This is a genomic window from Nonomuraea salmonea (assembly GCF_042428605.1).
Taxonomy (GTDB): Bacteria; Actinomycetota; Actinomycetes; order Streptosporangiales; family Streptosporangiaceae; genus Nonomuraea; species Nonomuraea salmonea.
The window spans coordinates 1-19,139 of record NZ_JBHMCF010000064.1; the positions used below are offsets into that span (position 1 = coordinate 1).

17 protein-coding genes are annotated in these 19,139 nt (G+C 72.5%); 5 read left to right on the forward strand and 12 right to left on the reverse strand.

The genetic code is table 11. From position 1 onward, the window contains the following. Nucleotides 1-181 precede the first annotated feature (181 nt). The 12 genes from ACFFR3_RS48970 to ACFFR3_RS49025 form a co-directional block, all read right to left on the reverse strand. Nucleotides 182-1,135: an electron transfer flavoprotein subunit alpha/FixB family protein gene (locus ACFFR3_RS48970; protein WP_379485442.1), complete on the reverse strand. Its 954-nt coding sequence runs from the start codon at nucleotides 1,133-1,135 to the stop codon at nucleotides 182-184. A 19-nt stretch (nucleotides 1,136-1,154) separates the two neighbouring features. Next, nucleotides 1,155-1,934: an electron transfer flavoprotein subunit beta/FixA family protein gene (locus ACFFR3_RS48975; RefSeq protein ID WP_345389311.1), complete on the reverse strand. Its 780-nt coding sequence runs from the start codon at nucleotides 1,932-1,934 to the stop codon at nucleotides 1,155-1,157. 219 nt (nucleotides 1,935-2,153) lie between these two features. After that, nucleotides 2,154-3,374, reverse strand: coding sequence for a serine/threonine-protein kinase (locus tag ACFFR3_RS48980; RefSeq protein ID WP_364376534.1), 1,221 nt, complete (start codon nucleotides 3,372-3,374; stop codon nucleotides 2,154-2,156). 35 nt (nucleotides 3,375-3,409) lie between these two features. Then, nucleotides 3,410-5,191 carry a serine/threonine-protein kinase gene (locus ACFFR3_RS48985; RefSeq protein ID WP_364376537.1) on the reverse strand — a complete coding sequence of 594 codons (1,782 nt, stop codon included), beginning with the start codon at nucleotides 5,189-5,191 and terminating at the stop codon, nucleotides 3,410-3,412. Between the two features lie 16 nt (nucleotides 5,192-5,207). Continuing rightward, entirely contained in the window at nucleotides 5,208-7,361 is a 2,154-nt protein-coding gene (locus ACFFR3_RS48990; RefSeq protein ID WP_379485443.1) for a serine/threonine protein kinase, read from the reverse strand. A gap of 133 nt (nucleotides 7,362-7,494) precedes the next feature. Next, nucleotides 7,495-8,007 carry a YbaK/EbsC family protein gene (locus ACFFR3_RS48995; RefSeq protein ID WP_364376543.1) on the reverse strand — a complete coding sequence of 171 codons (513 nt, stop codon included), beginning with the start codon at nucleotides 8,005-8,007 and terminating at the stop codon, nucleotides 7,495-7,497. Between the two features lie 63 nt (nucleotides 8,008-8,070). After that, nucleotides 8,071-9,630, reverse strand: coding sequence for a flavin monoamine oxidase family protein (locus ACFFR3_RS49000; RefSeq protein ID WP_379485444.1), 1,560 nt, complete (start codon nucleotides 9,628-9,630; stop codon nucleotides 8,071-8,073). After that, nucleotides 9,623-10,465: a M55 family metallopeptidase gene (locus tag ACFFR3_RS49005; RefSeq protein ID WP_364376549.1), complete on the reverse strand. Its 843-nt coding sequence runs from the start codon at nucleotides 10,463-10,465 to the stop codon at nucleotides 9,623-9,625. The genes ACFFR3_RS49000 and ACFFR3_RS49005 overlap by 8 nt, the downstream gene beginning before the upstream one ends. After that, nucleotides 10,462-11,682 (reverse strand): DUF6395 domain-containing protein, encoded by a 1,221-nt coding sequence (locus ACFFR3_RS49010; protein ID WP_364376552.1) that lies wholly within the window; start codon nucleotides 11,680-11,682, stop codon nucleotides 10,462-10,464. The genes ACFFR3_RS49005 and ACFFR3_RS49010 overlap by 4 nt, the downstream gene beginning before the upstream one ends. Beyond that, nucleotides 11,673-12,014 (reverse strand): hypothetical protein, encoded by a 342-nt coding sequence (locus ACFFR3_RS49015; protein ID WP_345389327.1) that lies wholly within the window; start codon nucleotides 12,012-12,014, stop codon nucleotides 11,673-11,675. The genes ACFFR3_RS49010 and ACFFR3_RS49015 overlap by 10 nt, the downstream gene beginning before the upstream one ends. Before the next feature lie 76 nt (nucleotides 12,015-12,090). After that, complete coding sequence (locus ACFFR3_RS49020; RefSeq protein ID WP_345389329.1) at nucleotides 12,091-12,864, reverse strand: enoyl-CoA hydratase/isomerase family protein; 774 nt, start codon at nucleotides 12,862-12,864, stop codon at nucleotides 12,091-12,093. 24 nt (nucleotides 12,865-12,888) lie between these two features. Further along, entirely contained in the window at nucleotides 12,889-13,545 is a 657-nt protein-coding gene (locus ACFFR3_RS49025; protein ID WP_345389331.1) for an HhH-GDP family DNA glycosylase, read from the reverse strand. Between the two features lie 93 nt (nucleotides 13,546-13,638). Between ACFFR3_RS49025 and ACFFR3_RS49030 the strand changes: the two genes are divergently transcribed. The 5 genes from ACFFR3_RS49030 (at nucleotide 13,639) to ACFFR3_RS49050 (ending at nucleotide 19,121) form a co-directional block, all read left to right on the forward strand. Then, nucleotides 13,639-13,923 carry a Fe-S cluster assembly protein HesB gene (locus tag ACFFR3_RS49030; protein WP_345389333.1) on the forward strand — a complete coding sequence of 95 codons (285 nt, stop codon included), beginning with the start codon at nucleotides 13,639-13,641 and terminating at the stop codon, nucleotides 13,921-13,923. A 77-nt stretch (nucleotides 13,924-14,000) separates the two neighbouring features. Further along, the gene (locus ACFFR3_RS49035) at nucleotides 14,001-16,016 is read left to right on the forward strand and encodes a CehA/McbA family metallohydrolase (RefSeq protein ID WP_379485445.1); all 2,016 of its coding nucleotides are present in this window, start codon (nucleotides 14,001-14,003) and stop codon (nucleotides 16,014-16,016) included. Between the two features lie 157 nt (nucleotides 16,017-16,173). Next, a complete protein-coding gene (locus tag ACFFR3_RS49040; RefSeq protein ID WP_379485446.1) occupies nucleotides 16,174-16,902 on the forward strand; it encodes a hypothetical protein in 729 nt (242 codons plus the stop codon). After that, entirely contained in the window at nucleotides 16,895-18,037 is a 1,143-nt protein-coding gene (locus ACFFR3_RS49045) for a helix-turn-helix domain-containing protein (RefSeq protein ID WP_364376565.1), read from the forward strand. Before ACFFR3_RS49040 ends, ACFFR3_RS49045 begins: the two co-directional genes overlap by 8 nt. Nucleotides 18,038-18,143: 106 nt before the next feature. After that, nucleotides 18,144-19,121 (forward strand): zinc-binding dehydrogenase, encoded by a 978-nt coding sequence (locus ACFFR3_RS49050; protein ID WP_379485447.1) that lies wholly within the window; start codon nucleotides 18,144-18,146, stop codon nucleotides 19,119-19,121. The last annotated feature ends 18 nt before the right edge of the window (nucleotides 19,122-19,139 follow it).

A 19,139-nucleotide genomic window follows, 5' to 3' on the forward strand; every position in this document is an offset into this window, starting at 1 on the left:
GGCGCGGAGGCCCGGAGGGGGCGCGGGAGCGCAGCCGCGCGGAGGCGGAAGGGCGACGGATCGTGGGGGCGCGGAGGGGGCGGCACGCGGGCTTGATCGTGGTCAGGCGCGGGGCGCGGTACCCCTTTCTCCGGGTAAGCGGAAGGGGCCGGAAGTCGTGCCGGCCCCTTCGGTGGGTCGCTTACTTGCGCTTCTTGATTTCTTCGGTGAGCTGGGGGACGACCTGGTGGAGGTCGCCCACTACGCCGTAGTCGGCGAGCTCGAAGATCGGGGCCTCCGGGTCCTTGTTGATGGCGATGATCGTCTTCGCCGTCTGCATGCCGGCCCGGTGCTGGATGGCGCCGGAGATGCCGGCCGCGATGTAGAGCTGCGGCGAGACGGTCTTGCCGGTCTGGCCCACCTGGAACTGGTGCGGGTACCAGCCGGCGTCCGTGGCGGCGCGCGAGGCGCCCACCGCGGCGCCCAGGGAGTCGGCGAGCTCCTCGATCACCGAGAAGTTCTCGGCGGAGCCCACGCCGCGACCGCCGGAGACGACGATGGCGGCCTCGGTCAGCTCGGGGCGGGCGCCCTTCTCCTGCTTGACGCGCTCCACCACGCGGGCGGCCTTGGCGGCGTCGGACAGGGCGACCGTGACCTCCTCCTCCGTGCCCGCGCCGGCGGCCGGCACGGGGGCGGTGGAGTTGGGGCGTACGGCGATGATGGGGGTGCCCTTGCGGACCCGCGCGTGCACGTTGATGCCGCCGCCGAAGATGGACTGGTCGGCGACGAAGCCCTCACCGACCCCGACGGCGTCGGTGATGACGCCGGAGTCGGTCTTGATGGCCAGCCGCCCGGCGATCTCCTTGCCCTCGGCGGTGGCGGCGATGAGCACGCCGGCCGCCGACTTCTCGGTGATGAGCTGGGCGAGCAGCTCGGCCTTGGGCGCGACGACGTGCTCGACCAGGTCGCCTGAGGCGGCGACGTAGATCTTGTCGGCGCCGTACTCGGCGAGGCGGGCCTTGGCCTCGGGCGTGATGCCGGGGCCGGCCCAGACGGCGGCGGGCGTGCCGAGGGTGCGGGCCAGGGTCAGCAGCTCGAGCGTGACCTTCTTGACCTCACCGTCGACCTGCTCGACGAGAACGAGAATGTCCGACATATCAGTGAATCCCCCGTTCTCAGATGAACTTCTTGGAAGCCAGGAAGTCGGCCGCGTTCGCGCCGCCGTCGCCCTCGTCCTTGACGATCGTGCCGGCCGCGCGCGGCGGGGCCGGGGCGAAGTCGACCACCTCGGACCAGGCGGCGCCCAGGCCGACCTGGTCGGCGTCGATGGAGGCGTCGCCGATGGCGAGCGTCTCGACCGGCTTCTTCTTGGCCGCCATGATGCCCTTGAACGACGGGTAGCGCGGCTCGTTGATCTTCTCGACCACGGAGACGACGGCGGGCAGCGTGGCCTCGACGCGGTCGTAGCCGTAGTCGGCCAGCCGCTGCACGGCGATCGTGCCGCCGTCGACCTCGACCTTGTTGGCCAGCGTGAGCTGCGGGGTGCCGAGCCGCTCCGCCAGCATGGCCGGCAGCATGCCGGTGCGGGCGTCGGTGGACTCGGAGCCCAGGATGACCAGGTCGAACCCGATCTTCTTGAGCACCTGCGCCATCGCGTACGAGGTGGACAGCGCGTCGGAGCCGTGGAGCGCGTCGTCGCTCAGGTGGACGGCCTTGTCGGCGCCCATGGCCAGAGCCTTGCGGATGGTCTCGGTGGCCTTGCCGGGGCCCATGGTCAGGACGGTGACCTCACCGCCGTGGGCCTCCTTGAGCTTCAGTGCCTCCTCGACCGCGTACTCGTCAAGCTCGTTGACCACGCCGTCGGCGGCGTCCCGGTCGAGCGTGTTGTCATCGGACCGCAGCTTGCGCTCGGTCGCCGTGTCGGGGACCTGCTTCACGCAGACGACGATGTTCATGGCCGGTGGCCGACCTCCCGTAGTTCGCCTGCGCCCCCGCCTCGTTGCGGTGGGCGCCGAATCCATCTGTCCAGACTGCCAGGTGCCCCAGGGGCATCCGACAGAGGGTCTGCCGAGGTTTCGCCGTTATGTTACCCATGGGTAGCTTCCGCGCAAACCGAGCACGGCGGCTTGCCCCTACCATACCGAACTTTATTCGGTCAGCACCTGTGACATCTCTTACGCCGACAGCAGGAACACGACCCCCACCACCAGCGCCGTACCCGCGAACAGAGCCAGCGTGAACGCGCTGAACCACGTCGCCAGCCCGAAGCAGAGCCCCACCGTCCCCGCCACGCCGAGCAGGTCCGCGATCATCCGGCTGCGCCGGTAGGGGCCCTTCGAGAACAGCGCCACCCCCGCGTCGCTCACCACGCCCAGCGCGTACGCCGCCAGCAGGAACAACGACACCTCGGGCAGCGGCTCACGCGCGGCCGCCGCCAGCAGCGCCACGAACAGCGCCGACCCGATCAGCCACCGCCTGCGCACCTTCTCCCGGTGCCGCGCCCTGGACTCCTCCACAGAGCGCCGGTGCTGCTCCTTGGCCGGCGGCCGGATCTCCCTGGTGCTCATCTCGTCGTGCTCGGCGACCCGGGGACGTACGGGCCCGAGACGCGGAGGCGGCACGTGGGCGACGGGCGCCACGCCGAGCCGGTCGCAGATCTGGGCGGCCGTGGGCCGCCGTGCCGGGTCGGTGGACAGGCACTCGCGTAACAGCGGCTCCAGCCAAGCCGGCGCGCCCTCCAGGTCGGGCGGGTGGTGCACGACCCGGTAGGCCACGGCGGAGGCGGGACCCTGCCCGTACGGCTGCCGCCCGGTTGCCGCGTACGCGAGCGTCGCCCCGAACGAGAACACGTCGGCCTCCACCCCGGCGGGCCGCCCCTCCAGCACCTCGGGCGCCAGATAGCCGGGCGTTCCGACGACCGCCCCCGAGGCGGTGACGGACAGCGAGTCGAGCGCGCTGGCGATGCCGAAGTCGATCACGACGGGCTCGCCCTCGGTCATCATCACGTTGGCCGGCTTGAGATCGCGGTGGACGACCCCCGACTCGTGCATGGCGAGCAGCGCGTCGGCCAGCCCGGCGGCCAGCCGCCGCAGGTCGGCGACCGGCACGGGCACGGCGCTCAGCGGGCGGCCCTGGACGTAGCGGGTGACGAGGTAGGGGCGGTCACCGTCGAGCGAGGCGTCGAGCACCTCGGCGATGTGCGGGCCGCCGACGATGCGCATGGTCTCGACCTCGCGGGCCAGCCTGGCGAGTGCCCCGCCGTCGGCGGCGACATGGGGATGGAGCACCTTGACCGCGACCGTACGCCCCTCGGCGTCGAGCGCCAGGTGCACCTCGCCGAAGCCGCCGGACCCGAGACGGGAGAGAAGCTCGTACGGGCCGAGGTGCTCGCTCATACTTCATCTCTCCCCCCGCAGGACCAGGCGGACACTCAGGACCAGGGATTCAGGAAGCTCAGCCCCAGACCGTCCATCAGGCTGCCGATCAGGCCGGTGATCAGGCCGATCGTGCTCTGTCTTGCCTCGTTGGCGAGGCCGTCGATCACCGATTCCGGAGCCCGCCACGGATACCAGTCGGTGGCCTGCCCCATCGCGAACATGACGGCGAACAGCGCCGCGGTGCCCACCAGCAGCACCGCGATCAGCGCCGCGCCAGGACTGCGCAGCACGCCGGTGAGCGTGCGGGTGACGGCCTTGCGCGGGGCGCCGCCGCCGGGCAGCACGAACAGGCCGGCGGTGAAGGCGCCCGCCGCGTACGCGGCCGCCTCGTTGAGGGTGAACGGCCCGGCGAAGTGCAGCACGCCCCAGACGCACACGCCGAACAGCAGGGCCAGCGGCACGTGCACCACCGTGACGAGCGCGGACTTGATCAGCGCCCACGGCGTGCCGACCAGGACGAGCAGCGGGTCGGCGGCACTGCTGCCGCGCACCTGCCGCCGCTTGACCATGTCGCCGAACAGGTATTCGCCGATGCGCAGGACGAGCGCGAGCGCGACGGCGATCGCGCCCGCCATGACCGGCATCACCACGCTCAGCGCCACCAGCGTGACCAGCAGCAGCAGGCCCACGACCTGGCTGCCGAACAGGTAGCGCTTGCGCTCGGCGGGCGGGGTGTACTGCGGCGGTGGCGGCTCGTAGGGCCTGGCCTGTGGCTGTGGCTGTGGCGCGGGATAACCGGCCACGCGCTGGTCGGGGCGCGGCGCGGGCGGCCTGGCGGCCATCGGCGCGGGCACGTAAGGGGGCGGGCGCTCCTCACGCCTGGTGGGCGTCGGTGAGGGCGCGGGCGGCGGCGGGGCGGCCTTGCCGTACTCGACCGGCGGCAGCAGGTCGGAGAAGGTGTCCATGGTGCGGGTGCGGTCGGCCAGCCGCTTGGTGCCGGTCGGCCCGTCGAAGGACGCCTCGTTGAACGTCGTCACCGACGGGTCGAGCGCCCTGGCCATGCGCAGCAGCTCGGGCGCGCTCGGCCGGGCCTCGGCGTCGACGTGGAGCGCCCTGCTCAGCCAGCCGCGCAGCCAGGCGGGCGCCTTGTCGAGCTGGGCCCGCCCTTCCATGATGTTGAAGCAGACCGACTCGAACGTCCCCGTGCCGAACGGCGGCGCCCCGGTGGCGGCGAAGAACACCGTGGAGGCCATCGCGTGCACGTCGGCGGCCTGGGTGATCTCGGAGTCGCGGATGATCTCGGGCGCGAGATAGCCGGGCGTGCCGACGAACATGCCGGTCTGGGTCAGCCGGGTGGCGTTGACCAGGTGGGCGATGCCGAAGTCGATCACCAGCGGCTCGCCGTCGACCAGCATGACGTTGGACGGCTTGAAGTCGCGGTGGATCACGTCGGCCGCGTGGATGGCCACCAGCGCCTGGCAGAGCCCCTGGGCGAGCCTGATGACCTGGCGGGCCTCCAGCGGCCCCTCGGTCAGCACGGTGTCCTCGAGCGTGCGGCCCGGCGCGAACCTGGTCACGACGTAGGGCTGGCCGCCCACGAGCTCGGCGTCGATGACCTCCGCGACGTAGGGGCTGCGCACCCTGCGCATGGTCTCGACCTCGCGGGTGAGCCGGTCGCGCGCCTTGAGGTCGGCGGCGACGTGGGGATGCAGGACCTTGATGGCGACTTCCCTGCCCGCGCCGTCGAGGCCGAGGTGGACGACCCCCATGCCACCTTCGCCGATCTTCCTGACCAGGCGGTAGGGCCCGAGGCGTTCTGGTGCTTGGGTGTTCATCGCCACCTTCCCCGCGTCATCCCCCGGAATTCCCCCTCAACCCTTCCAACTGCTCCACCACTGCGTCGACGTTCAGCGGAGTCCATACACCGGCCCCCCTTGGCTTGTCCCCGAACGTGCCGTAAGCGAGGATCAGCGAGAGCGCGGCCGCGGCCACCAGGACTCCCGCCATTACCATTGCCGCTGTTCTCGAGGGTACGAGCGACGAGAGCGTTCTGCGCATCTGTTTGCCCGGGCCTTCCACTCCTGGGCCGGCGCAGACCGTCCACAGGGCGATGGATGCCCCCCAGGCCAGAGCGTAATAAGGGCTCATGTTCACGACGACGGTGAGCAGCAGCGTCACCGGCAGTCCGAGGATGAGCGCGTAGAGCGTGAGCGCCAGCGTGATGCCCACCGATTTGGCGAGCACGGCGGGGTAGGCGAAGACCCTGACCACGTCGAGCGCCGCCGCTCCGGCCGCCCTGCGAGCCGTCAGCTGCGGCTGCGCCAGGTCGGCGGCGCGCAGCAGGATGACCGCGGGCAGCGCCAGGACGGCCACGATGACGGGCGCCCGCACGGCCGCCACGATCATCAGGACCAGCAGCATGGCCGCGGAGACGCCGTACGCGCGGGAGCGCTGCAGCACCCGGCCGGGCGGCACGCTCGGGATGTACGGCTCGCGCATGGTGCTCGGGGCGGCCTGCTGCTGCGGGTAGGGCTGCTGCTGCGCCGGGATGTACGGCGGCGGCTGCAGCGGCATCGGGTTGGGCCGCGCGTAGTCGGACCGGCCTGCGTTGGGATGACCGGCGTTGGGATGACCGGCGTTGGAATGACCGGCGTTGGGACGACCGGTGTGGGGATGGCTCACATGGGGGTGCCCCGCGTTGGGGTGACCCGCGTGCGGCAGGCCCGGGTGCGGCTGGCTCGCGTTGGGCTGGCTCGCGTTGGGCTGGCTCGCGTTGGGCTGGCTGAGGTTGGGCACCGGCGGCTGGGTGAGGCGCCGGAGCTCGGGCGAGTCGGGGCGTACGCGCCGGGTGGGCACGTCGCCCTCGCCGGCCGGCGGCGGCACGGGAAGCCCCTGCTGGGGCAGGCTCTGGCTCTGCGGCGGGTTGCCGAGACCGGCCTCGCGCTGGATGCGCCGCAGCTCCTCGGGCGAGACCCGGCGGGTCGGCCACGGGTCGGGCTGGTCGGGCAGCAGCGAGACGTATTGCTGTTCGGGCTGCGCGGGCGGCGGCACCGGCGGGCTCGCCTGGTGGTCCTGGCCCTCCAGCAGCCGCCGCGGGGTCACCGGCGGGGTGGAGACGTCGTACGACGGCTTGTCGCTCACCCGCGGCGGGACCGCGCGCGAGCCGTCGGTGCGCGGCAGCGTGGAGATCTCGTCGGGCGCGTCGCCCGGCGGCGGCTTGGGCAGCATGCGGGCGGTCTGCTCGGCCAGCTCGGCGGCCTTGGGCCGCTTGGCGGGGTTGCGCGAGAACGCGGCCTTGAGCAGCGGCTGCAGCTCGGCCGGCGCGGCGCTGATGTCGGCCTTGCCCGCGGTGATGTTGTAGAAGATCATTTCCAGCGTGCCCTTGCCGAAGGGCGGCTGGCCGGTGCCGGCGTAGAGCAGGGTGCCGGCCCACGCGTGGATGTCGACCTCGGGGCCGGCCTCCTGGCCCTCGATGATCTCGGGCGCGAGGTAGCCGGGCGTGCCGATGAACATGCCGGTCTGCGTCAGCCGGGTGGCGTCGACCGCCTGGGCGATGCCGAAGTCGATCAGCACGGGCTCGCCGTCGAGGATGAGCACGTTGCCCGGCTTGAGGTCGCGGTGGATCACGCCGACCGAGTGGACGGCGGCCAGCGCGGTGGCCACCCCGTGCGCGACCTTGACCAGCGCGGGCAGGTCGAGCGGGCCGTCGTCCTTGACGATCTCGTCGAGCGGCCGGCCCGGCACGTAGCGGGTGACGATGTAGGGGCGATGACCGGTGACGTCGGCGTCGAGCACCTCGGCGATGTATGTGCTGCGCACCCTGCGCATGGTCTCGACCTCGCGCGAGAGCCGCCGCCTGGCGACCTCGTCGCCGGCGACCTCCGCGCGCAGGACCTTGACCGCCACCTGCCGACCCTGGGGGTCGACAGCGAGGTGGACAACGCCCATCCCGCCTTCACCGAGCCGCCTGAGCAGCCGGTAAGGGCCTAGTCGGTCATCGTTCATGGCATGAAGCACCATACCGGCTTAATCCCCGCCCACGAGATGAACCATGAGGCCACATTCCCACTCGTACAACGTCCAAGAAGCCCCCTCCGGTTTCCCCAACGACGGTCTCGAAATGGCCTCGATTCCGCCGTCAGCCGGCCAGGGAGAGCACCTCCGCCTTCTTCAGCCCGGCCAGGGTGGCGCCCGGGACCGCGAGCTTCGACCTGCGCACGCCGCTGCCGATCACCACGCGCGGATGCTCGGCGACCCTGGTGTCGACCAGGACGGGCCACTCCTCGGGCAGGCCGAGGGGGGTGATGCCGCCGTATTCCATGCCGGTGCGCTCGACCGCGTCGGCCATCGGCGCGAAGCTCGTCTTGCGGGCGTCGAGATGCCTGCGCACGACGCCGTTGACGTCGACCCGCATCGTCGCGAGCACCATGCAGGCGGCGTAGCGCGTCTCGCCGCCCCGCTTGGCCGCCACCACGACGCAGTTGGCGGACTCGTCGAGTGACACGCCGTAGCGCTCGCAGAACGCCGCCGTGTCGGCCAGCTCGGGGTCGATCTCGGCCACCTCGACGCCCTCCAGGTCAGCGACGGCGCGCGTCACCGGGCCGGCCAGGAGGTCGGGCCGTCCGGTCGCGGGCACCCACTGCAACGTCATCTCCCACTCCTCGTCTCGCTTCTCCTGACGAGCCTATTGCGGCCGCCGGAGCAGCGTGCGACGTCACGGAGACCGCAACACGCGCTGGTGCAGCCCGGTGACGACGGCGCGGGCCGACTCCATGGCCCCCGCCTGCCAGGCGATGAGGTGGGTGAGCCAGTCGCCCGCGAAGTAGACCCTTCCTGCCGGGCGTTGCAGAAGAGTGAACGACGGATCAAAGGAGGGCCACCGCACCCAGCCGCCCAGGATGTGCTCCTGCCGGTGCCAGGCGATGGAGGCGCTGCCCAGGACGTTCTGGCGGTATTTCTCGCCGTGGATCTTCTTGCCCTGAGTGAGCGCCCTGCGCCTGCGGTCCTCGGGGGTGAGCGCGCCGTACAGCTCGGCCTCGGGGCCGGTGTTGTAGTAGCCGACGAGCAGGCCGCGCTCGGCGTGGTAGTCGTGCGAGGGGTACCAGATGTGGGTGATGTCGAGGTCGGTCTCGGTGACGCCGCCGTAGATGCGGTCCTCGCGCTCCCACCAGCGGATGCCGTACTCCAGGCCGATCTTGCCGGCGGCGACCGGGACGGGGGTGGCCAGGGCGCTGGTCACCTGGGCGCCGAGGTTGTGCGGGATCTTGGCGAGGACGTGCGGCGGGAGCGCGGCGATGCAGTAGTCGGCCTTGAGCACGCCACCGGTGTGGGCGACCTCGACGCCGTCGTCCATCGTGGTGATCTTGGTGACCTTGGCGCCGGTCTTGATCCGGTCCGTGCCGACGGCCTCCTGCAGCCTGGTGACGATCGCGTCCATGCCGCCGACCGGCTGGAACATGGGGGTGGCCTGCTCGTAGCCGAAGTCGTTGGTGATCGCGCGGCCGGTGCCGGCGGCCAGCACCTGGCGGAGGGTGCCGGGGGCGTCGAGCGGGGTGCCGCCGTCGACGGCGGGGAACTTCTCGAAGCCGCGCCGGGGCGAGCCCTCGTACTCGTGCTTGGGTCCGAGGTCGCCGAATCGCCTGAGGAACTCCAGCAGGCGCTCCCTGTCGTCCCTGGTGAGGGTCCTGTTCAGGGCGCCGGAGTCGGTGACTTTCGCGAGGAGTTCGGCGACATATCCGTACATGTCGGCTCGGGCGGTGCGGGCTCTGACCGTCCTGTTCTCGACGTGCACGTACGCGGCAGCGTTCGAGTTGACGAACGTCTCGATCGGGATGCCCAGCTCGCGGCAGTAGTCGAGGGTGACCATCCACGGCGCGATGCGGCCCGGCCCGGCGTTGAAGTAGACGCCCTCGCCGAACGTGACCTCCTGAGGAGGGCCGTTCAGCTCGGTCACGCGGTCGCCGCCGCGCAGCGTGAGGTTCCTGCCGCCGGCCTTGGGCCGCGCTTCGAGCAGCGTGCAGTCGTAGCCGGCCTTGCCCAGCTCGTACGCCGCCGTCAGCCCCGCCACCCCGGCCCCCAGGATGACCACGCTGGCCGACGCCTTGCCGCGCAGCGTGAAGTCGCCCGCGCGCGGCGGCGTGAACTCCTTGTCCTGCCCGGTGGGGGCGAGGCCGAGCGCGCCCATGGCGGCGTACATGGCGCCCGCGCCGCCGGCCGCGCCGATCCCGACGAGCAGGCCGCGCCGGGTGAGCGCGGCCCCCTTGCCGTCAGCCATAGGGCCCGCTGCCGCACGCGACCTGGCCGCCGATCGTGGCGAAGATCCCGAACAGGGCCATGATCTGGGCGAAGTCGTCGGTGGTGAACTCGGTGTGGCGGGTGCCCACCTGCTTGACGCCCGGCACCAGCGACACGGCGGCGGCGATGGCGGTCGAGTTCCACTCCACGCCCAGCGTGTACGGCGCCGGCACCACGTACGGCGTGAAGTCGCTCAACCGGCCCAGCGCCCGCTCGGTGGCCTCACGGATCCTGCCCTGGGCCACGCTCGGCGGCAGCAGCTCGGCCGAGAACTTGTCGATGCCCTTCTTGACCGCCACGGTCTCGACGTCGCCGAGCAGCTCGCGGGCCTCATCGCCGACCGCCTCGTCCCCGGTCACCAGGACGACCGGCACCCCGTGGAACCCGGCGCACGCCGCCACCAGCCGGGTCTCGCCGCACAGGTCGCCGTTGAGGTAGACGTTCTGGATCTCCTTGCCCATCCAGGTGTGGTTGAGCACGCCGTCGGGCACCCCGGCGCGGGCGTGGTAGCCGACGAAGCAGGCCGCCTGGAACGTCCCGTCGAGGCCCTGCGCCATCCGCTGCGCCTTGCCCGGCCCCCTGATGAGGCTGGCCCGCGGGTCGAGCAGGTCGATCCTGAGGTTCTTGGTGGAGCCGTGGGCGTCGTTGACCAGCACGCTGTCCGCACCGGCCGCGAACGCGCCCTCGACCGCCGCGTTCGCGTCGGCCGTCATCAGCTCGCAGCCGCGCTCGTAGCCGCGCTTGCCGGCGTGCATCTCCTCCGGGTCGGTCAGCCCGGTCACGCCCTCCATGTCCACCGACAGGTAAACCTTCACGCCCCTGCTCCACTCCCCCAGGTCTCCACCTGGCGCACTTCCGACTCCGTCATCAACCCGACGTTCGCCTCGACGAACGCGGCCGCCTCCGCGCGCCACGGCTCAGGGATCTCCTCCAGGGCCGGCGGGTAGCAGTGGTCGAGCCAGCTCGTCGCCTCCTCGCCGACGTCGAAGTAGTCGAGCGCGGGCGCGAGGACGGTCTTCTCGATGCCGGGGACGCGGGAGAGCCCGTACTGGATCATCTCCTGGCCGCCGTACGGCGGTTTCTTGAGGTATTTCCTGACCGACGGGTGCTCGGCCTTCATCGGCGAGTCCAGCGGGCGGCGTTCGACGGCGGCCTGGATGAGCTCCTTGTAGAAGCACTTGCCGCACTTGCGGCAGGGGCCGTCCACGCCCTGCAGGCACCAGCGGACCTGCTCGCGCAGCGGCGAGCCGAGCGCGAGACGCATGGTGACCGCCTCGCTGACGCCGCCGACGGGCAGCACGATGTGCAGGCCCGCCGCCGCGAATAAGCGCCCCCAGCGGCCGTGCGGCGCCCACATGGGGTTGTCGGGGGTGAAGCGGCCCAGGTAGCGGTCGCCGCCGAGCCAGCGCGAGCCCAGCTCGTAGCCGAAGCCGAGGCCGCCCAGGTCGAGCTGGTCGGCCAGCAGCAGCGCGCCGGCGGCGACCGCGTGGTGCTCGGGGTAGCCGGGGCGGGGCTCGGCCAGGGTGTATTCGAGGTCGGAGCTGACCGTGGTCAGCTCGCGGCCGGTCTTGGCGGCCAGCTTGGCCAGCACGTCGGAGCGGTAGTGGGGCCAGCGGTTCGGTACGCGCGGATGCGGCACCCGCTGGAAGTGGACGAAGGGGGCGTCGGGGTACATCGTGGCCGCCGCGACCGAGTCGGCGCCGCCGCTGTAGGAGATGGCCAGCCGCGCCCCCGGCCGCCGCCGCTCCGCGCCCACCGGGCCCGCCTCGACCCCGAAGCCGTCGTGCAGCGCCTCGGCCAGCTCGGCGGAGATCGCCCGGTCGAACGTGACGCGCCGGCGCGTCCACGGGGCCACGACCGTCCAGGCGGCGACGGCGTACAGGTCGGGGTGTGCGTCCTCGGGGACCCCGGTGATCGAGCAGGAGTTGATGGCCAGCTTGATCGGGTAGTCGTCGGAGGCCCTGCCGGTGATCTCGTCCTCGGGGTCGAGACGGAAGCTCAGCTGCGCGGCGCCCGTCCAGGTCACGCGCACGGCTGCTCCTCGGCGCGGCCCCGCTCGTCACGCAGCTGGTCGATGGCCTGCCAGACGAGGACCTCGTTCTGCAGCACGCCGTCCAGCGCCTTGGCGGTCTCCTGGGCGAGCCGGTGGGTCTCGTCGACCTTCTTCTTGTCGATCACGGGCGGGCGGGCCTTGCGCAGCCGCTCGACCTCCTCCTGGAGGGTCTGCATCTCCCGCCGCAGCGTCTGCACCTCCCAGAGTGCGTCCCTGATGTCCTGACGGTGATCGGCGATCGAGATGTAGCGGGAGTCGAACCACGTGCGCACGGCCTTTCTGAGCCGTGCGGGGACCAGGACGCGCTTCATGGAAGGCCACCATAGTGGTAAACGAATCCCGCTATGGACGGGCGTAACCGAATGTGATGGCTTCGGGGGGAATCGCTCAGCGGCCCTTGAACGTCGGCTTGGATCGCTCGGTGAAGGCGCGCATGCCGGCCTTCGCGTCCTCGGTGGCGAACATGCCGGAGAACTGCAGCCGCTCGATCTCCAGGCCCGTCTCCAGGTCGGTCTCCAGGCCCTGGTCGATGGCCTGCTTGGCGGCGCGCAGGGCCACGGCAGGCCCGCCGACGAACGTGGCCGCCCATTCGAGCGCGGCGGTGTAGACCTGCTCGTCCGGCACCACGCGATCGACCAGCCCGATGGCGAGCGCCTCCGCGGCGTCGACGTGGCGGCCGGAGAAGATGAGGTCCTTCGCCCGCGCGGGGCCGATCAGCCGGGGCAGGCGCTGGGTGCCGCCCGCGCCGGGGATGAGGCCGAGCTGCACCTCGGGCTGGCCCAGCTTGGCCGACTCGCCCGCCACCCGGAAGTCGGCGCACAGCGCCAGCTCGCAGCCGCCGCCGAGGGCGTAACCCGTGATGGCGGCGATGACCGGCTTGCCGATGCGGGCGATCGCGGTCAGCGCGCCCTGGAGGGTGACGGAGTGGGCGGACATCTCGACGTACGACATGGCGGACATCTCCTTGATGTCCGCGCCGGCGGCGAACACCCGCGCGCCGCCGTACAGGATGACCGCATGCACCTGCGGGTCGGCGTCGATCAGCGCGGCCGCCTCGGCGAGCTCACGCTGCACCTGAGCGTTGAGCGCGTTCATCTTCGGACGGTCCAGACGGATCGTGGCGATGTGGTCGGCCACCTCGACGCTTACGAACTCACCCATGACCCAGAACCTAACAGCCGCCGATCACCGCGCGGCCGCCGCCTTGACCTCGTCCACGGACTTCTTGCTCCGCGCCACCCTGACGAGCGCGGCCGACAGGCGCGCCAGCTCGCCGCCGGACCCGGCGAGCTCGGCGAGCGGCCCCGCCTGGCGCGGCAGGCCCAGCTTGCCCGCGCCGTCCAGCACCCGCCGGTCCAGGTGCGGCGCGACCTGCGGCCAGACCGCCTGGACCTCGCGCAGGAAGATGTCGGCCCCCGTCGGGCCGATGCCGGGGAACTCGGTCAGCAGCTCCCCGATCCGCCGCTCGTCGCCGCCCGCCTCGTCGCGCAGCCGCCGCAGGTCGCCCTTCCACCGGTCGAGCAGCAGCTCCGCGCCGTCGCCGAGCATCGTGGCCGTGCGCTCGTCGTAGCGGCGGTAGTGGCCGCGGCCCAGCGCGTCCACCCGGTCCTGCCAGCTCGCCTCGCACATGCCCTTGGGCGTGCCGTACCCGGCGGCGAACAGCTCCTTGGCCGCCGCCACCGCCACGTCCGCCGAGATGCGGGCGCTCAGCAGCGTCGCGAGCACCAGCAGCTCGTAGAGCGGTTTGGGGCGATCGGCGAGCTTGATGCCGGCCTCGCCCGCGTACGTGCGGCCGTAACGGTCGAGCAGCGCCTCCAGGACGGCTTCATCGGTCTTCGCCATGCCGTCCCCGCTACCCGGCGCCGCCCGGCGCATGTGTTTGCTGCTCCGAGGTGGGGGGAGTCGGAGGGTTCCAAGAGGACAAAGGAGCAGGTCGTGCTGACATTGACCGATAACGCCGTGGTCGCCATCCGCGACCTCTTGGTCGGGGAGAACGTGCCCGCCGACGCGGGCCTGCGCATCGCCCCGAAGGCAGACGAGGCAGGAACGCTGGAGGTCACGCTGGCGAGCACGCCGCACGCCGGTGACCAGGTCGTCGAGAAGGAGGACGTACGGGTGTTCGTCGCCGAGGACGCCGTACGGATCCTCGACGACAAGTCGCTGGACGCCCAGCCGGGCAGGCCGGGACAACCCTCGTTCCGGCTCGACCGGCGCGGCTGACGCGGACGCTGTGAGAGGGGGGACGCAGCGGACGTTTCGTGTCACGATGACGGCGCGTCCTATCCAGGGAGTGTCCAATGTGTCACGATCCGCTGCTTCCTCCGTCCGTGGCCGCCGCGCTCACCGACTACCGGTCGTTACGTGACGCGCACGACGTCCGCTGGGGCGAACCGCCCCTCTCGTACGTGGTCCAGGCGTGGACCACCCTCTACCTCCGCGACGACGACGACTTCTGGGGCACGGGCCTGCGGCAGATGGCCGCACGGCTGCCCGACGTGCCCGAGGCCGAGCTGGAGGATCACCTCGACCAGGCCGACCTCGGCCGGCTCGTCCGCGACGCCATGAAGGGCGAGACCCCCATCCGGCTGCCCGCGCTGCGGCTCACGCCCGACGGCTGCGCTGTGGCGGCCGAGCCCCGGGTGGTGCTGGACGAGCGCCCCTTACGTACGGCGCTGCTGCTGGACTCCAGCCGCGACAAGCCGGTCACGGTCGTCGTGGACGGCACCTCTTACGTGGTCGAGCCAGGCGGGGCCAGGGTCGTCGAGGTGACCGGGTCCGTCAGCGTGGACGGGCAACCCGTGGACCTGTCGCCGCTGGTCAGGCGGGTGCCGGCGGCCATGCTGCGGGTGCGGGCCGGGTTCCCGTGCCGGTGGGGCGTCACCGGGCGCAACGGGCAGGGCTGGTACCCGGAGGGCGCGCCGCCCAAGCTCGACGGGCTGCGCCGGCCGTACTTCCACGGGGACGACCTCGTGCTCGACGTCCCGGCCGAGCCGATCACCGTGACCGTCACCCGAGGCATGGAGTACGACACCGCCTCCGTCGTCGTGACCCCCGAGGCCGGCGGGGAGACGCTGGTCGAGCTGGCCCCCTCGCGCCTGTACGACGCCGCCGCCCGCGGCTGGTACGGCGGCGACCTGCACGTTCACCTCAACTGGATGGGTGAGGAGCCGGCCGCGCCCGCCCTGGCCGCCGCCGCGCAGCACGGCGAGGACCTGCACGTGCTCAACCTCGTCGCGGGCAACGTGGCCAGTGAGCGGGTCTACGACCGGGAGGCGCTCGAACACTGGGCGGGCCGGGACCTGCCGTGGTCGGACGCGGGACACCTGGCCAGGCTGGGCGTCGAGTACCGCAGCGACCTCCTGGGCCACTTCACCGCGTTCGGGATCAGCCGCCCTCCCGCCCGCTACCACACCGGCTTCGCGGGCGCCGTCGACTGGCCCCCGAACGCGGTCGCGCTTGAGGAGCTGCGCTCGCTCGGTGGACTCACCGGTTACGGGCACCCCTTCCACTTCCCGTTCACCGACGACGACCCGCCGGACGTCGTGCTCGGCCGGGCGCGCAACTGCTCGGCCAGGGAGATCGTGGCCGACGCGGCGCTCGGGCTGATCGACACCCTCGACGTGCTCAACCACTCCTCGATCAGCGCCACGGCGGCGGTCTACCGGCGGCTGATCGGCGCGGGCAACCGGCTCGCCGTCACCGCGGGGACCGACGCGGTGCTGTCCTTCTGCCGCCGCGGCACCGCCTCGGGACCGCCCGGCTGGGAACGCGTCTACGCCAGGGTCGACGGCCCGCTGACGGCCGGGTCGTACGCGGAGGCGGTCAGGCTCGGGCGGACCTTCGCGACCACCGGGCCGTGGCTGGAGCTCACCGTGAACGGGCACGGGCCAGGCGACCGGCTCGACCTCGCGCCCGGGGCTCGGGTGGAGATCGAGGTGACCTCCATCGGGCCCGAGGTGACCGAGCTGGAGATCCGCACCGCCGACGGCGTCCTCGCCCAGGGGCCTCCTGGACGGCTCGCGGCCACCCTTGAGGTGACGGAGCCGACGTACGTGGTGGCCGTCGCCACCGGCGGGCCGCATCCGCGCGCGATGCGCGGCGACGGCGCGTACGCGCACACCAGCCCCGTCCACCTGGACGTCGGCGGCCGGCCGGTCGCCAGGGAGGCCGACGTGCGGTGGTGCCTGGCGTGGCTCGACCGGCTGGCCGGGCTGGTGCGGCGGTTCGGCGTCTTCGACTCCCCCGCCCAGCTCGACGACCACCTCCGGCTGTACGACCGCGCCCGCGCCGTCTACACCGCCCGCCTCCCCTGACCCCGCGCGAGCCTCTTCCGGTCGGGCGGGTCCTTTTCTGGCCCTGCTCGAGATGGCATCGTGACACACCGCGAGCACCGGCGTGGCGCGGGGCAAGGTGAAGCCGCAGCGGGTCTATGATGTTGGAAAGTAAAGCGGCGGGAGGTCGGGCGTGCGGATGTCGCAGTGGGCTCACGACATGTTCGGGCAGCGGGCGTCCCTGGTCAGGGAGTGCGTCGCCGAGGCGTTGTCGGTGGCCGCCGACAACGCGCGCGAGGCCCAGGAGGTCGCGCGCACCGATCATCTGCACCCGTTCGGGTTCACACTCATGTCGCGCAAGTTCGAGGCGCTGGCCGAGGCGTTCCAGGACCTCGGTGACGTGCGCATCGTCAAGCCAGGCGGCTCCCAGCACGAGCTGGTGGTGCTCGACGGCACGCTGCTGTTCCCGTTCCGCTACGCCAAAGACCGTTCGGGCAGCGTCATGAGCGCCCGCATCGGCGACGGGCGGCCGTCGGCGCTGGTGCAGGCGCTGTTCAACCGGTTCGGGCCGGAGCCGCGCATGCGGCAGCTCGCGCTGCACGACGTCGCCCCGCACGCGGTGCCGGTGGCCGAGGCTCTCGGCGACCTGCCCGACGACACCCGCCTGGTGCTGATCGCGTACGCGGCCAACGCCCACGCCGGGCTGCTCGACGCCTGGTGGGGCGAGGCCGAGCTGCTCGACCGCCTCGGCAGCCTGCGCTGGCACCACTGCGAGGAGATCCCGCTCACCCAGGAGGCCGCCGCGCTCGCCCAGGGCGACACCGCGGCGGCGTTCGACCAGGGCGCGCTCCCCTCCCCCGAGCTCAACCCGCGCTCGGCCGGCCCCGCCCCCATCCCTCTCTGGCCGGAAGCCGCCGGCGGTGCGTGACCCCGGCACCCCCGGGCCGACGCCACAGGCGGTGGCGGACGCGTTCGACGCGACGCGGCTCACGCAGGCCCGTCATCTGGCCGCGCTCACCAAGAAGGAGGTCGCCGAGCGGCTCGGCGTCTCGCCCGCCGCCGTGGGGCAGTACGAAGCGGGCGTCACCCGGCCGCGGCCCGACCTGATCCCGCTGCTGGCCGAGGTGCTGTCGGTGCCGGCGGCGTTCTTCCTGTCCGGGCGGCCCCACGGCAAGCTCGACGGGTCCATGGCCCACTTCCGCAGCCTGCGCTCCACCCGGGCCTACCAGCGGGCCAAGGCCGTGGCCTTCGTCGAGCAGGTGTGGGAGCTGACGTACGCGCTGGAGAAACGCGTCCAGCTGCCCGCCGTCGACCTGCCGGGGTTCGCGGGCGGCGAGATGCACTCCGCGCTGCCGCGCGACCCGGCCGGCGCCGCCCGCGCGCTGCGGGCCCACTGGGGGCTCGGCACGGGCCCGATCAGCCACCTCGTACGCCGCATGGAGTCCCACGGCATCGTCGTCGCCTTCCCCCGCCACGACCCCGACGCCGTCACCGTCGACGCCTTCTCCACCTCCAGCCTGCCCAGGCCCATCGTGGTGCTGACGCCCAACCGCTTCGACGACATCTACCGCCACCGCTTCACCGCCGCCCACGAGCTGGGCCACCTGGTGCTTCATGGCGACACCGCGGCGGGCGACTCCCAGCAGGAACGCGAGGCCGACGCCTTCGCCGCCGAGTTCCTGACGCCGCGCGAGAGCATCCTGCCCCGCCTGCCCTCCCGCGCCGACCTGCGCAAGCTGGCCGAGCTGCGGCTGACGTGGGGGGTGTCGGTCGACTCGCTGCTCTACCGGTGCCGCGAGACCGGGCTGCTGTCCGACTCGGCGGCCGGCCGCGCCTACCAGCGGCTCAACGCCCTGCGCGGCCAGCCGGGCTTCACCAACGAGCCCGTGTCCGGCTACCCGGGCGAGCAGCCGGTGCTGCTGGCCGAGGCGTTCGAGCTGGCCTGCCGCGAGGGCTCGCTGAGCGCGGCGGCGCTGGCCCAGGAGCTGGCCTGGCCGATCGCCCGCGTCCGCGAGCTCATCGGCCTCCCCGACCGCCGCCCGTCGCTCCGGCTCGTCCCCTGACCGCGCCGGTCGGCGTGCGGGGGTCTGGGATGCGGGGTTTGACCTCAAGTGGGCTTGGGGTTGCAGGCTCGGAGGACGAAGCTGTTCGTCTTTCTTGGAGCACGTCATGCACGCCGTCGTTCTGCACGCCTTCGGTCCCGCCGAGAACCTTCGCTACGAGGAAGTCCCCGACCCCGAGCCCGGCCCCGGGCAGGTGCGCGTCGCCGTCAAGGCGGCCGGGGTGCACTTCATCGAGGCCGTCCTGCGGTCGGGGCCGACCGCAGGCTTCACGCCGCCGCTGCCCGAGCTGCCGGCGATCATGGGAGGAGAGGTCGCGGGCCGGGTGGACGCCGTGGGGCCCGGCGTCGATCCGTCCTGGATCGGCCGTGACGTGGTGACGTCGGGCGGGCGGCCCGGCGGGTACGCCGAGCTGGCCGTGGCCGACGTGACGACCCTGCACCCGATGCCCGAGGGCCTCGACCACGTGACGGCCGTCGCCATGATCGTCACCGGCGGCACCACCCTGCACTACCTGGACGTCGCCGCGCTGACGCCGGGCGACGTGGTGCTGGTGACGTCGGCGGCCGGCGGGATCGGGCGGCTGGTCATCCAGTACGCCCGCCGCCTCGGCGCCACCGTGATCGGCGCGGCGGGCGGCCCCGCCAAGGTGGCGGCCGTCCGCGAGCTGGGGGCCGACCTCGCCGTGGACTACGACCTGCCCTCCTGGGACGAGGAGGTCGCCGGGCACCTCGGGGGCCGCAAGGTCACGGCGGTGCTCGACGGGGTGGGCGGCGACAAGGCGCGGGCCGCGTTCGGGCTGCTGGCCGACGGTGGCCGGTTCCTCACCATCGGCAGCGCCTCCCAGCAGGACTTCTGGCCCGACGACGACACCCTCGCCGCCCGGGGCCAGACCGCGACCAAGGCGCTGCTGCTCCTGCTGGAGCACCCGGAGACGCGACCCGCGTACGAGGCCAAGGCCCTCGCCGCGGCGGCCGACGGGACACTCGTGCCTGCCGTCCAGACGTTCCCCCTGGAGCAGGCCGCCGAAGCCCACGCCGCCATGGAGTCCCGCCGTACCACGGGCAAGGTCGTCCTCGTCCCCTGACCCGCCCGCGCAAGCCGG